This window comes from Phenylobacterium ferrooxidans (assembly GCF_042714595.1).
In the GTDB taxonomy this organism is placed as follows: Bacteria; Pseudomonadota; Alphaproteobacteria; order Caulobacterales; family Caulobacteraceae; genus Phenylobacterium; species Phenylobacterium ferrooxidans.
Genome location: NZ_JAOTJD010000070.1, coordinates 1 through 12,953 on the forward strand (window position 1 = coordinate 1; position 12,953 = coordinate 12,953).

Genomic DNA, 12,953 nt, shown 5'->3' on the forward strand with positions numbered 1-12,953 from the left:
AAGACCAAAATCAAGCGGGCCGGATGGGATGACGCCTTCCTCTTCTCAATGCTCGGTCATATGCGATAGCCCTGCCCCTCTGGGGGAGATGGCGCGAAGCGCCTGAGGGGGACTTTGACCCTTGTTTTAGGGTCGGAGAGTTGTCGACTACGTGATCCCCCTCCGGCAGCCGGCTTCGCCGTCCACCACATCGCGCTGGCGCGCTGGGGAGGATTTACCGGCTCGGGTAGTCCAACTCCCCATCCAGGAAGTCGAACACCGCCGCCTTGGTCAGGGCGTGGGGAATGGCCGAGAAGTGGTCGCAGCCGGGAACGGTGATCGAGTGGGCGTGAGGGAAGACAGCCGCCAGGTCGGCGGGATCGCCGGCCCCGGTGTCGCCCTGGCCCGCCACCACCAGGACCGGCATGGGCAGGGTGGCCATGGCGTCGCGGTCGAAGGCGGGGTTCTGGGCGCCGGTCATGGCGGCCAGCGCCTGGCGGTCCTCCCCCTGCTCGTCGGCGAACTGGCGGAAACTCTTCAGCATCGGCTGGGTGATGGTCTCGGGGTCCTCGGCGAGCATGGCCTCGGCCATTGGATTGCCGCCGGGCAGGGCGCGCTCGCCGATCAGTGTGCCGCCGACCCCGCCCAGCATCAGGTTCGAGATACGGTCCGGGGCCTTGAGCGCCGTGGCCAGCGCCGTGCGCGAGCCCATGGAATAGCCGAATAGATCGACCCGGTTCAGGCCCAGGTGATCAAGCAGGGCGATGACGTCGGAGGCGAGCTTGTCGCGGGTGTAGGCGTCGGGCTCGTGGGGCTTGGCGCTCTCGCCGTGACCGCGCTGGTCCAGGGCGATGCAGCGGATGCGGCGGCGGTCAAAGGCCGTGTACCAGCCCGTTCGCTTCCACCCTTCGTTCCGATTGGACGAGAAGCCATGGACCAGGACGATGGTGCGTTCCCCGCCGCCGGGCGGGACGTTGTCATCATAGGCCAGGGTCAGGCCGTCGGAGGTGAAGGTCGGCATGGAGCGTTTCCGTGTGCAGCGCGGCTCTGCGGCCGGGTCGCGCCCATCTTACCTGGAGCCGTTCCGCTTCAAATGGCCATTTGAAGCGATCAGAAGGGCTCCCACTAAAATGTAGAGGGTGACGGGCGCCGAAACCGGCGGCCACTTTCGGCTGTCACGCTCTATCGCTCTATGGAGCCTGGCCGATCCACTCCCAGTGCCAGGGCTCGAAGGGATAGTTCACGAAGCCGAATCGATGGGCGTTGGCCAGCATCCAGCGATAGGTCGGGGTGTTGCTCATATGCAGCCGGTTCGGGTCGGCGCTGGAATCGGGCCCATAGCCCGGCGCCTGGCCGACATAGAGGTCCAGGGCCAGGCCGGTGCGATGCGGCGAGCAGGTCGCCCTGACGACGCCGTCGCAATTGCCGTCGGTCACGCAGCGGACCGCGTCGGCGTCCGGATCGCGGTAGCCGGAGAAGATGGTCAGACTCCGGCTGTCCTTGGCGATGGCCGGGACGCGCTTGGCCGCCGCCACCATCCGGCGATAGGCGTCCAGCGCCCCGGACCGCAGCGCAATGGTCTTGCCGCCGTAGCTCTCGGCCGGCGCGGCGAGGTCCAGGGCCGTGAACGCCGGCGTCGGCGGACAGAACCCATGCTGATTGACCATCACGAAGGGCCGCCGCTCCTGCCAGACGCCCTTGAAGACGTTGAAGGTCGCCGCATCCATCTCCCCGGTGCCCCTCAGGCGGAAGCGTTTCTGGAAGCCGGCCAACAGTTGCGAGAACCGCGAGGTGTCGGGGGCGCAGAGCGTTCCCAGTTCGCGCTGGATCAGCGGGGCATAGGTCTCCCAGCCCACCTCGTCACGGCGGAAGGGCGCCCAGGAGAGGCTGCGCAGGGACGAGGCGTTGATCCGCGCCGGGGGCTCGAAGGTGGCCACCGTGCAGGCCGAGGGCGAGGTCTGGGCGCTGGCCGTCGCTCCACCCAGCATGACGGCGCCGGCCACCATCGCCCCGGCCATCCGCCGGAACCGTCCAAAGCTTGAGGGCTTCCTGGTCACGACGCCCATTGTGCGCGGCTTATGGCGGAGGTCCACTGATGAACTGGTCTGCATCGATCCTTGTCCTCACGGTCGCGCTGGCCGCCTGCTCGGAGCCGCCTCCGGGCGGCAAGACCGCCCCCCCGGCAGTCAACGCGCAAGCTGCGCCGGCGCTGCAAGACATCGCCAGCCAGCCGCTGGCCGTGCCGTCCCCGGTCACGGGCTCGACCTCGGAACAGGGCAAGGCCATCGACGCCGCCGTCCTGCCGGCCGCCACGGTGAAGGACGCGGTCGCCCTGAAGGCGGCCCTGGTCCGCGCCCAGGTCCTGCTCGACCGCGCTCACTTCTCGCCGGGCGTCATCGACGGCGCCAAGGGTGAGAACATGCGCCAGGCCGTCTCGGCCTTCCAGGGCGCCAGGAACCTGACCGCGTCCGGCGAACTGGATGAGGCCACCTGGAACGCGTTGACCGCCGGCGCCACTCCGGTGACCCAGGACTATGTGATCACCGCCGACGACGTCGAGGGCCCGTTCGTGAAGATCCCCGCCAAGAGCGAGGACCAGGCCAAGCTGGAGAAGCTCGGCTTCGCCAGTCCGGCCGAGATGTTCGCTGAGCGCTTCCATATGGACGAGCGTCTGCTCAAGGCCCTGAACCCCGAGGTCGATTTCGCCGTCGCCGGGACCACCATCGTCGTCGCGGCGCCCGGCGTCGACAAGCTGGACGCCGCCGTCACCCGCATCGAGGTGGACAAGGCCGAGCGCGAGGTCCGCGCCTATGGCGAGGGGAATGTCCTGCTGGCGGTCTATCCGGCCTCCGTGGGGTCCACCGAGCGGCCCGCCCCTTCCGGCGAGTGGGCGGTGCGGACCATCGCCCCCAACCCCACCTGGATCTACGACCCCAAGCGGCTGACCTTTGGCGACGGCAAGAAGGGCAAGTTCACCATCGCCGCCGGCCCCAACAATCCGGTGGGCTCCATGTGGATCGACCTCACCAAGGACACCTACGGCATCCACGGCGGACCCGACCCTGTCCTGATCGGCAAGACCGCCAGTCACGGCTGCGTGCGGCTCACCAACTGGGACGCCAGCGAACTGGGCGCCGCCGTCAAAAAGGGCGCCGCGGTGGTGTTTATAGGCTCTGAAACCAAAGCGGGAAAAACGACAGCGTGATCAACGAGCTGGCCATTTTAACCGGTCAGTCAGAAACCAAGGTTACTCAGAGAATACCCAGAATGGGTGCGACTAAGAGTCTCGGAGTGGCGCATGTCAGGGCAAGCAGCGAAGACCGTGATCGCGACGATGAACCGGATCGACCGGGCGACGAAGCGCACCCTGCGGGACCGGGAGCGCAAGGAGCGTCCGGCGGCCCGCGCCAAGAAGCCCGACACCACGGTGGCGAACGCGGCCAAGTACGACAAGCTGGTCGAAAACCTCACCCGCGCTCACTGCATCAAGTACGCCCGCAAGGACTGGAACACGATCGCCTCCCAGGGTCTGGTGGAGCCAGCGCCGCGCACCCACACCAAGGAACAGATCGCCCGCAAGAAGCTGGCCCGTTACGAGCCGGGCCTGATCGACGCCCTGTTTGGTTTGGGCGCCGATAGGCGCCGGGCTCTGACCGAGGCGGTGCTGACCGCCGCCAAGGAGGACGCCGATCTCTATAACCGCGGCAAGCGCGCCGCCGAGGCGCACAATCTCGACGTCAACCTGGCCTCCAGCGTGCTGGCCTTGGATTTGGGCGCCATCGAACAGACCCTGAGGATCAACCTCGACCTGGAGGCCATCACCCCGGCCCTCGAGGGGTTCGCCATCGCCATGCCCTCGTCCGGGCGGATCATCGTCTATCTGGACGCCCTGGAACTGGACGCCATTCCCGACGAGGCGATCATCGCCGTCGACAATGAGCGGGCCGGCTACGCCGCCATGCCCATGGCCAACATCCAGGAGATGCACATCTCCAATGTCTGCTCCATCACCCTGCGCATCGGGACCGAGGTGCTGGCGGTGGTGGGCGGCGACTCCGTCGAGGTGGTGACCCGCTGCCACCTGCCGGGCCGCACCGGCGAATACGAACAGCACCCGGTGCTCTACGTGCGCCTGCCCCACGCGGCCCTGTCGCGCATGGACCTCACCCGGCTTGAGCCCGTCTCCTGCATTACCGCCCTGGGCGGGCGCCTGGACTGGGACGCCTCGCGCGGTTTCGCCCCCATCCGCATCGACGACCTGCGGCTCACCGACCCCACCCCCGAGGCCGCCCCGCGCCAGGTGGCCTGACCCGGGCGGCTAGGCCGGCGACGGCGCCGATTCATCCACCTCCTGCGCCGGCGCGTCCGGTGCGTCCGGAACCGCAGGCTCCGCGACGGGCGTCGGCTCCGGCGTGGGCGCCGCTATGGGCGTGGGCTCCGGTGGAGGCGCGGGTTCAGGCGGCGGCAGTGGAACGGGTGCGGGCTCGGGCTCCGGTGGCGGGGCTGGCTCCGGCGCGGGCGCAGGGGACGGCGGAGGTGTCGGCTCCGGAGTCGGCGCGGGTGGCGCCGGCCCGGGTTCCGGCGCCGGAGGAACGGGCGGGGGCGGCGGACTTGGTGGAGCAGGCGCTGGTGGTGGTGGTGGTGGCGGCGGCGGCGGGGCAGGCTGCGCCACCGACGGGTCGGGTTTCAACACCAGAACCGCGATCCAGGCCATGGGCCGCCCGGTGGTGATCGGACCGCCAGCCAGGGCCCGCTCGGTCTTGGTGACCGTATCGCCGACATTGCCGCCGATGGTGTGGACCACGTGCTTGGGCGCGCGCGCCACCTGGCTGACGACGTCGCAGTGGCTCTCGTAGGAATAGGCGCCGCGGCTGGATGAGGCCCGCTCGACCCCGGCCAGGACCTGGGTGAAGGACCGCACCGGGCTCGCATTGCGGGAGTAGCAGACCACGTCCCCGACCCGCGGCTCGACCCAGCTCGGGTCGCAGGCCAGGTAGGCATAGGCGTTCCGCCTGAACCCGTAGCCGTCGACGGCGGCCTGGATGTAGCCCGCATGGGCGGCGGCGGGGCGGAACTGGTCGCTGGTCAAGCCGGCGCGCTTCATCACCGACGAGACGAAAACCGCCGACCAGGGCAGGGACGAGGTGGACGAGCGCTTGATGGCCCCGGCGATGGCCCGCGCCGGTGGGGTGCCCGCCCCGAACTTGGCGGAGGCGGCCTCGATATTGGCCTTGCTGTTGGCCTTCAGGATTTGCGGATTGCCGCCCTTGATCACGACCTCGTAGGGGAAGGTCAGCATGTTGTCGTAGCCGGTGAAGGCCCAGAACTGCCAGACGGCGTCCCAGGACAGCGACCCGGCCAGGGCGCCGTCCCCCTGTTTCTCGATCACCGCGTCGGCGGCCGTCTCCTTGACCCGGCCGTAGCCGAACTTGGCCCACTGGTCGGTGGCCACCCGCGCGATCTCGGCGCCGATGGGAGGCGGCGGCCGGGCGGCGGCCGAGGTGCAGGCGGCCTTCAGCTCGGCGCGGTCGATGACATAGCCCGCCGCACGAGCGGGAGGCGGGGCGGCGACCACGCACGTGGCCAGGGCGCCGCCGAGCAGCAGGGACCTCATGGCTGGCCTCCCGGGCAGCCGGGTAGGAAGACCACGTCGCACGGCGGGGCGTAGGGCTCCTCGGTCAGGCCCACGTCGCTGGCCTTGAGCCGGCTGTTCCTGATCCACGAGGCGCGCTCGGTGTCGTCCAGGCCTTCCTGGCCCAGCGCGTCGACGAAATAGACCGCGTCCCGTCCGAGCTGATAGCTGCGCGCGCCGGGCGAGGAAAAGGGCGTGACATTGGCGATCAACCGCCGCGCCTGCCAGTTGGTCATGCGTCCGGCGCGGACCGTGGCCGAGAGGTCGGCGATCTGGGCCTCGCTGAGCGGCGGATAGTCCAGCGACCGGTCCAGGAAATAGGCGAAGTCCATCCTGGTCGGCGTCAGGCCCGCCCGCGCATAGAGGTCGTAGTGGCGGGCGATCCGGCGGCCCAGATAGCCGGTCGGCCCCAGGAAATAGCCGTCATAGCCGGCGCGGATCTCGGGGCGCCCCGCCAGCTTGGCGAAGATGATGCGGAAATTTTCGCGGCGCTCGGAATCGTCGAACACCGGCTTGAGGATCACCGCCGCGCCGGCGCACCACTCGGGCCTGGACTGGTCCACCAGCTGGTCCAGCAGCGGGCCTTCCTCGGCGAAGGCCTCGCGCACCATGGGGCCGGTGACCGGGCTGGCGGTCAGGGCCGACAGCACCCGCTGGAAGGTGCAACCATGGCCGGCCGTCGACTTGTAGGGGCCCCAGCTGAAGATCGCCGCCGGATCGGCGCTGGTGAAGCCCGAGCCCCGGTCCCAGTCCCACAGGGTGCGGTCATAGTCCGGCGTCAGCGGCGCGGCGCCGAAGGCGATCACCTTGGCCCGATCCAGGGTGGAGGGCGGGGGCCGGCTCATGAGCTTGACCCACAGCTTCTCGTCGGCCGCGCCCACCGGGGTCGATTTCTCGAACCAGCGCTTGCGGCAGGTGCGCAGGGCCGCAAGCGCGTCCGCCGAAGCCTTGTCCAGCCGGTTGGGGGACATCTGCAGGGGCGCGGCGATCGCCGGGTCGACCTTCTTGCACGTCTCCAGCTCGCTCGCCACGGCGGTCGAAAGCGGGCTGATAAACCCCCAACTTGAGTCCGTTAACCGCCAGGTTCGTGCCTGGGCGCTGAGGTTCACATAGGAGGGCGCGCGGACCAGAACGCCGGCGGCGGCCGGCGCGGCGCAGGCCAGCCAGGCGGTCAAGCCGATGATCAGATGTGCGGAGCGGCCCCACGCCATAGCTCCTCCCTCTAGGGTAGAGCGTCGCGCGCGAACGCTGTTAGGTCAACGGTTCAGCTTCGCCATTTCAGGACGGCGGCCTCCACCGGATTGCGGAATGGGCGGCCTTCCTTGCGGCTGGCGGTCCATTCGCGCTTCAGCTGCTGGTACCACTTGGCCTGGCGGTCGGCGTCGTCGATCCACAGCAGCGAAGGGTCATAGCGCAGGCCCTCGTTCTGCAGGTTCACCATGTCCCCATCCTGGCGCAGGAAGATCCGCGCGCCCCAGGCCACGAAGGGCTTGAGGAACAGGAAGGCCGGGTGATCGGACCAGACGATCTGGGTGATCCTGGTCTGGGTCTCGTTGACCGGGGTCAGGCAGGTCAGCGACAGCACCTGCCGCTTGCCGACCGTGACATGCTCCCAGCGCAGGCCGGGAATCCGGAAGGTGATCTCGGTCAGCGGCTCGCCGCCCAGCACCACATAGGCGCGGCTGTTCTTGGACGGCTCATGGCGGACCATGGCGAAGCCGGCCTCGCGGGGCTCGAACTTCTTGGCCTTGTCGTGCTGGCTCTTGGCCGAGCGCCACCACCACTGCTGGTGCACATAGGGACCATGAGCGGGGTCCATCAGCCCCACCACGGCGTGGTCGATATGGGCGTCGAACACCATGCGGTCCACCAGCTTGGGCGCGCCGCCGACCACGCCCTCGAACACCGGCGGCGGCTCGCTGGGTTCCCCGTCGAAGCGCGGATCGGAGCTGACCCAGACGAAGACCAGGCCCTGGCTCTCGGCTGCGGGATAGTGGCGCACCCGGATGCGGCTGACGTCCATCGCCTGCTCGGCCACCAGGGACGGGATCGCCGTACAGGCGCCGTCGCCCCCGAACCGCCAGCCGTGATAGGGACAGGCCACCACCTCGCGGCCGTCGGCCTCGGTGGTCAGGGTCCCCGCCGACAGCGGCGCGGCCCGGTGCGGACAGATGTCCTTCATGGCGTGCACGCAGCCCTTGCGGTCCCGGTACAGCAGCACCGGCTCGCCCAGCAGCTCGTAGCGCTGCAGCTTGCCCGGCTTCAGGTCGCTGGAGAGCGCCGCGAAATACCAGATATCGCCCAGGAACCCGCGCCCGAACCGAGCCTCGGCGGCGGGGGCTTTTGCGGACTTGGTGTCACCGTCGGCCATGGGGTCCTTGTAGCGGTTCAGGGCCGTCGTATGAAGGCCACGCCGTAGGGAGCCAACTCGACCCATCCGCGCGCCGCCTTGGCCTGGATCAAACCCGGCAATGAGACGAGGTCGTCGGCCAGACCGGCCTGCTCGAAGACGGCGGGTTCGGCGCCCATGTTGAACAGGCAGAGCACCTGCTCATCCCCCTGCGTCCGCGTGAAGGCCAGCACCTGGCCCGCCGCCGGCAGCATCTCGATCTCGCCCCGTGTCAGGGCCGGCGAAGCCTTGCGCAAAGCGATCAGCGCCTTGGAGAACGCCAACACAGAGTTCGGGTCCGCCGCCTGGGCCGCCACCGTCAGGTCGCGGTGCTCGGGCGCGCTGGGCAGCCAGGGCTTGGCGCTGGAGAAGCCGAGGTGCTCCCCCGGCGCCCAGGGCATCGGCGTGCGCGAGCCGTCGCGGCCCTTGGAGATCGGCCAGTAGAGGTCGCCCACCGGATCGCGGATCTCGGTCCGGGTCAGGCTCTGGGCCTGCGGCAAACCCAGTTCCTCGCCCTGATACAGCAGCGTCGTCCCCTTCAGCGACAGCAGGAGCGCCAGCATCAGCCGCGCGACCTGCTCCCCGCCGCCGAACCGGGTGGCGGTGCGCATGATGTCGTGGTTGCAGAAGGAGATGCAGGGCCAGTGCCCCGGATGCCGCGCCAGGGTCTCGAAATGGTCGCGGAAGATCTGCGGATTGAGCTTTCGCGCATGCAGCAGCACGAAGGTGTAGGCCGAATGCAGCCCGTCCTCTGGGGTGCAATAGGCGCCGCACCGCTCCTCCTCCTCGGAGAACTCCCCGAACACGAACCGGTCGCCGTGGCTGTCGACGCGCGTGCGGATCTCGTCCAGCAGCGGGATGTTCTCGGGCAGGTTGCTATCGTTCAGGTGAACCTGCATCTCGCTGGCATGGGCCCAGTGGTGGCGGGTCCGCTGCGGCGCCGGCACCGCGGGGTTATCGGTCAGGCCGTCGTCGTGCAGGAAGGTGCCGGCCACATCCAGGCGGAAGCCGTCGATCCCCTTGGCCAGCCAGAAGTCCAGCACGCTGATGGCGGCCTCCTTGGCGTCGGTATTGCGCCAGTTCAGCTTGGGCTGCTGGCGCAGGAACTTGTGGTGATAGTGCTGCCGGCGCGCGGGCTGGTAGGCCCAGGCCGGGCCGCCGAACACCGACAGCCAGTTGTTGGGCGCGGTGCCATCGGCCGCCGGGTCGGCCCAGACGTACCAGCTGGCCTTCTCGCCATCGGGCCCGCCGTCGCGGCTGGCGGCGAACCAGGCGTGCTCGTCGGAGGTATGGGACAGCACCTCGTCCAGCATCACCTTCAGGCCGCGCCCGTGGGCGGCCTCCACCAGGGCCTCGAGGTCGGCCATCGATCCGTAGTCGGGATGAACGCCCTCGAAATCGGAGACGTCATATCCCCAGTCGCGGTTGGGCGAGGGGTGGACTGGGGAGAGCCAGATGGCGTCGACCCCCAGGTCCTTGATGTAGTCCAGCTTGGCCGCGACACCCGCGAGGTCGCCGTGCCCGTCGCCGTCGGAGTCAAAGAAGCTCCGGACATAGATGTGGTAGACGACCGCGCCCTTCCACCAGGGCGCGGCCGACACCCTAGGCCTCGTCGGCGCGGCTGATGATCCGCGAGACGATGCCGTATTCCTTGGCGGCCTCGGCCCCCATCCAGAAGTTCCGGATCGTGTCCTTGACCACCTTCTCGTAGGACTGGCCGGTCTCGCGCGCGATCATGCGGTTGACCCGCTCGCGCATCTTCACGATCTCCTCGGCCTCGATCTCGATGTCCGAGGCCTGGCCGCGCACCCCGCCCGAGGGCTGGTGCAGCAGGAAGCGGGTGTTGGGCAGGCACAGCCGGTTTTCCTTGGGCGCGCCCAGATAGATGTGGGCGCCGGCGCTGGCGACCCAGCCGGTGCCGATCATCTTCACCTTGGGACCGCAGAAGGTGATCATGTCGTGGATGGTGTCGCCGCTCTCGACGTGGCCGCCGGGGGAATTGACGATCACCCGGATGTCGGCGTCGCTGTCGTTGGACAGGGCCAGCAGTTGGGCCGTGACCCGCTCGGCCAAACGCATGTCGATCTCACCAAAGATCAGCACGGTGCGGGACTTGTAGAGCCCGTTCTGCACTGGGCCGGCCGTCATCGGCATGTCGGGCTTGCGGGCGCTGTCGCCCTCTTCGTCTTCGTCCAACCGCCAATTGCGCATTCGAAAAGTCTCCAGGTCTCAAGTTGGACGGAACGTGCGTTGCGCCGCAGCGGATCGCAAGGTGTGCAGGGTTAAGATCGGCTGTTTAATTGGGTGAAACCGCCGGACGTGTCGTCACGGTGAGGCCTAAAGAGGTCGACCACGAACCTCACGAACGACGCTGCCTGTTCGTGAGGTTCGTGGTTCCTCGTCTTCCCCCTACCGGGCCGCCGTGGCGATCAGGCGGGCGTAGAACTGCACGCACTGCTCCAGGTTGGCCAGGGACAGGTGCTCGTTGGTGCCGTGGATCATCGTCGTTCCCGCCAGCGAGAAGGTCATCGGCTGGAAGCGATAGACGTCCTTGGCCACTGGACCGAGGTAGCGGCTGTCGGTGCCGGCGGTCACCAGGCCGGGCGCCACGGGCGCCTTTGCGAGGTCCCCCGCCACCGCCGCGATGGTCTTCCAGCCCAGCGAACTGGTGGAGGACACCGGCGACGGCTCGTCCGGCGTCTTCACCCAGGTCAGGTCCACGGGCAGGTCGCCCACGGCGGCCTTGGCCTTGGCCATCACATCGGCCGAGGTGTCGCCCGGCGCGATCCGATAGTTGATCCAGGCCGTGGCGTCCTGCGGCAGCACATTCTCCTTGGGGCTGCCCTTCAGCATGGTCGGCGCGATGGTGGTGTGCAGCAGGGCCGCGCCTGCGGGCGTCGCGGCGGTCTGGGCCACGATCAGGGGCGAGAACAGCCAGCTGTTGGCCACCGCCATGCGGATGGCCGGCGGGCCGTCGGGCGCCAGGCTGGCCAGCATGGCCGCGCCGGGCCCGGAGAACTTCATCGGGAAGGGGTTCTCGGCGATGGCGGTCACCGCCTTGGAGAGCGTCACCACCCCGCCGCCGTCCTTGGGCGGGGAGGAGGAGTGGCCGCCGGGCGCGCGGGCGGTCACCTTCAAGGTGCCATAGCCCTTCTCGGCCAGGCCGATCAGCACCACCGGGCCGCCGGTGATCGGGTTGTCGGAGATCACCGCCTGGCCCTCGTCCAGCACGAACTCGGCGCGGATGCCCTTGGCCTTCATCCAGGCCGCCGCGGCGCGCGCACCCTCGCCGCGCACCTCCTCGTCATGGCCGGAGACGATCATCACCGTGCGCCGGGGCTTGAAGCCATGCCTGGCCAGGATCTCGGCCCCTTCGAACAGGGTCACCAGGGAGCCCTTGTCGTCGATGGCGCCCCGGCCCCAGACGGCGCCGTCGGCGATCACCCCGCCGAACGGCGGATGCTTCCAGTCGGCCTCGGTGCCCGGGGTCACCGGCACCACGTCCTGGTGCGCCATCAGCACGATGGGGGCGAGCGCCGGGTCGGAGCCTTTCCAGGTGTAGATCAGGGTGTGGCCGGCCACGACCTCGCGGCCCATGGCGGCGTGGGCGGCGGGATAGGTGGCGGTGAGCCAGGTGTGCAGCCGGTCCCATTCGGCGGGCTGGTCATCGGCCCGGTCCTGGTGGCTGATGGTTCGGATCTGGATGGCTTGAGACAGGTGCTGGGCGGCCAGGGCCCGGTCTACGGCCACCGCTGGCGCGAGCTTGACGCCGGAGAGGTCCGCCGCCGCAGGCGCCTTGAAGGTCGCCGTCCGCACCGCGATCACGCCCGCCAGCAGGACAGCTGTCCCGCCCAGGCCCAGGCCGATCTTCGCCGCCGTTTTCATCGTCCCACCCCAAATGATCGTGGACCCTAGGCTGTTCTCGCAAGGTCAGGAAAGGGCTGTGCTAGACTGCTAATCGCGCGCCAAAGGAAACCATGAGGAAGCTTCACCGTTAGTCCCCCATGGCTTACCGCGCCCCCCGTCATCCCCACATCGAAAAACACGCCCGCCACCAGACCATCATCGCACGGGTCGTGGGCCTGGTCCTGATCTGGGGCATCGTCGGTATCATGGCCCTGCTGGCCGAGCGGTCCATTCCGGTCCAGCATCTGCCCTGGAAGACCCTCAGCGTCATCGACCCCATCGGCGTGGCCACCAAGGCCAAGGCGGCCCGCACCGGCGAGGACGCCGCCGCCTGCCGCGCGGTCCTCGCCCAGGGCGGTCTCAGCTTCCGGGAAGTGGAGGAAACCTCCGCCGACGGAACTTGCCAGGTTCGCGGCGCCCTGCGGATCACCGGCGGCATGGCGCCCCTGCGCCCCGCCGACGTCTCCATGACCTGCAAGGAGACCCTCGCGGTCTCCATCTGGGAGCGCCAGGTGGTCCAGCCCGCCGCCTTCGAGGTGCTGGGGGAGGCGGTCACCGCCATAGACAACTACGGCTCCTATGCCTGCCGCAACATCTACGGCCTGCCCACCAGCCGCGTCAGCGAGCACGCCAGCGCCAACGCCCTGGATGTCGCCGGCTTCCGGCTGGCCAACGGCGAAACCATCAGTGTGCTGAAGGACTGGAACGATCCGGGCCCCAAGGGCCGCTTCCTGCGCCGGGTCCGCGACGAGGGCTGCCGGGTGTTCACCACCGTCCTGTCCCCCGACTACAACGCCGCCCACGCCAACCACTTCCACCTCGACATGGGCGGAGAGGCGCTCTGCAGCTAAGGCCGCGGACGGAACAAACGCGGAATTAACGCAAAATTCACCATGGTTAACAGACGGAACCGAGGGTGAACGAACCGGGCCCGAATCGGAGTCGTGGCCATCCTTCCTCCCCCATGAATGCAGGGGAATCGCATATGGCGTTGGAGTCGAAATCTTAGGTCGAAGCGGATTCTGCAGATGTCTCCTTGGTGTTTGG

The 12,953-nt window shown here is 68.8% G+C and carries 11 protein-coding genes; 3 read left to right on the top strand and 8 right to left on the bottom strand.

The genetic code is table 11. The features are described from left to right. Positions 1-214: 214 nt before the first annotated feature. Entirely contained in the window at positions 215-1,000 is a 786-nt protein-coding gene (locus OCL97_RS21985; protein WP_377371833.1) for an alpha/beta fold hydrolase, read from the bottom strand. A 169-nt stretch (positions 1,001-1,169) separates the two neighbouring features. Then, on the bottom strand, positions 1,170-2,036 hold the full coding sequence (locus OCL97_RS21990) for a D-alanyl-D-alanine carboxypeptidase family protein (RefSeq protein ID WP_377371834.1): 867 nt from the start codon (positions 2,034-2,036) through the stop codon (positions 1,170-1,172). A gap of 38 nt (positions 2,037-2,074) precedes the next feature. Here OCL97_RS21990 and OCL97_RS21995 point away from each other — a divergent pair, with 38 nt between their 5' ends. Together OCL97_RS21995 and OCL97_RS22000 are read left to right on the top strand one after the other, a co-directional pair. Next, positions 2,075-3,184: a L,D-transpeptidase family protein gene (locus OCL97_RS21995; RefSeq protein WP_377371835.1), complete on the top strand. Its 1,110-nt coding sequence runs from the start codon at positions 2,075-2,077 to the stop codon at positions 3,182-3,184. A 93-nt stretch (positions 3,185-3,277) separates the two neighbouring features. Further along, the gene (locus tag OCL97_RS22000; protein WP_377371836.1) at positions 3,278-4,288 is read left to right on the top strand and encodes a hypothetical protein; all 1,011 of its coding nucleotides are present in this window, start codon (positions 3,278-3,280) and stop codon (positions 4,286-4,288) included. Positions 4,289-4,297: 9 nt separating this feature from the next. On the opposite strand, the gene OCL97_RS22005 is transcribed toward OCL97_RS22000, so the two are convergent. The 6 genes from OCL97_RS22005 to OCL97_RS22030 form a co-directional block, all read right to left on the bottom strand. Beyond that, positions 4,298-5,593 carry a DUF2272 domain-containing protein gene (locus OCL97_RS22005; RefSeq protein ID WP_377371837.1) on the bottom strand — a complete coding sequence of 432 codons (1,296 nt, stop codon included), beginning with the start codon at positions 5,591-5,593 and terminating at the stop codon, positions 4,298-4,300. Beyond that, complete coding sequence (locus tag OCL97_RS22010; RefSeq protein ID WP_377371838.1) at positions 5,590-6,822, bottom strand: hypothetical protein; 1,233 nt, start codon at positions 6,820-6,822, stop codon at positions 5,590-5,592. Before OCL97_RS22010 ends, OCL97_RS22005 begins: the two co-directional genes overlap by 4 nt. 53 nt (positions 6,823-6,875) lie before the next feature. Then, positions 6,876-7,982 carry an aromatic ring-hydroxylating oxygenase subunit alpha gene (locus tag OCL97_RS22015; RefSeq protein ID WP_305761144.1) on the bottom strand — a complete coding sequence of 369 codons (1,107 nt, stop codon included), beginning with the start codon at positions 7,980-7,982 and terminating at the stop codon, positions 6,876-6,878. Between the two features lie 17 nt (positions 7,983-7,999). Further along, positions 8,000-9,601: an alpha-amylase family glycosyl hydrolase gene (locus OCL97_RS22020; RefSeq protein WP_377371839.1), complete on the bottom strand. Its 1,602-nt coding sequence runs from the start codon at positions 9,599-9,601 to the stop codon at positions 8,000-8,002. 1 nt (position 9,602) lies between these two features. Then, entirely contained in the window at positions 9,603-10,211 is a 609-nt protein-coding gene (locus tag OCL97_RS22025) for an ATP-dependent Clp protease proteolytic subunit (RefSeq protein WP_304782925.1), read from the bottom strand. 198 nt (positions 10,212-10,409) lie between these two features. Continuing rightward, the gene (locus OCL97_RS22030; protein WP_377371840.1) at positions 10,410-11,885 is read right to left on the bottom strand and encodes a M20 family peptidase; all 1,476 of its coding nucleotides are present in this window, start codon (positions 11,883-11,885) and stop codon (positions 10,410-10,412) included. 119 nt (positions 11,886-12,004) lie between these two features. On the opposite strand from OCL97_RS22030, the gene OCL97_RS22035 reads away from it, so the two are divergent. Then, a complete protein-coding gene (locus OCL97_RS22035) occupies positions 12,005-12,757 on the top strand; it encodes an extensin-like domain-containing protein (protein WP_377371842.1) in 753 nt (250 codons plus the stop codon). Positions 12,758-12,953: the final 196 nt, after the last annotated feature.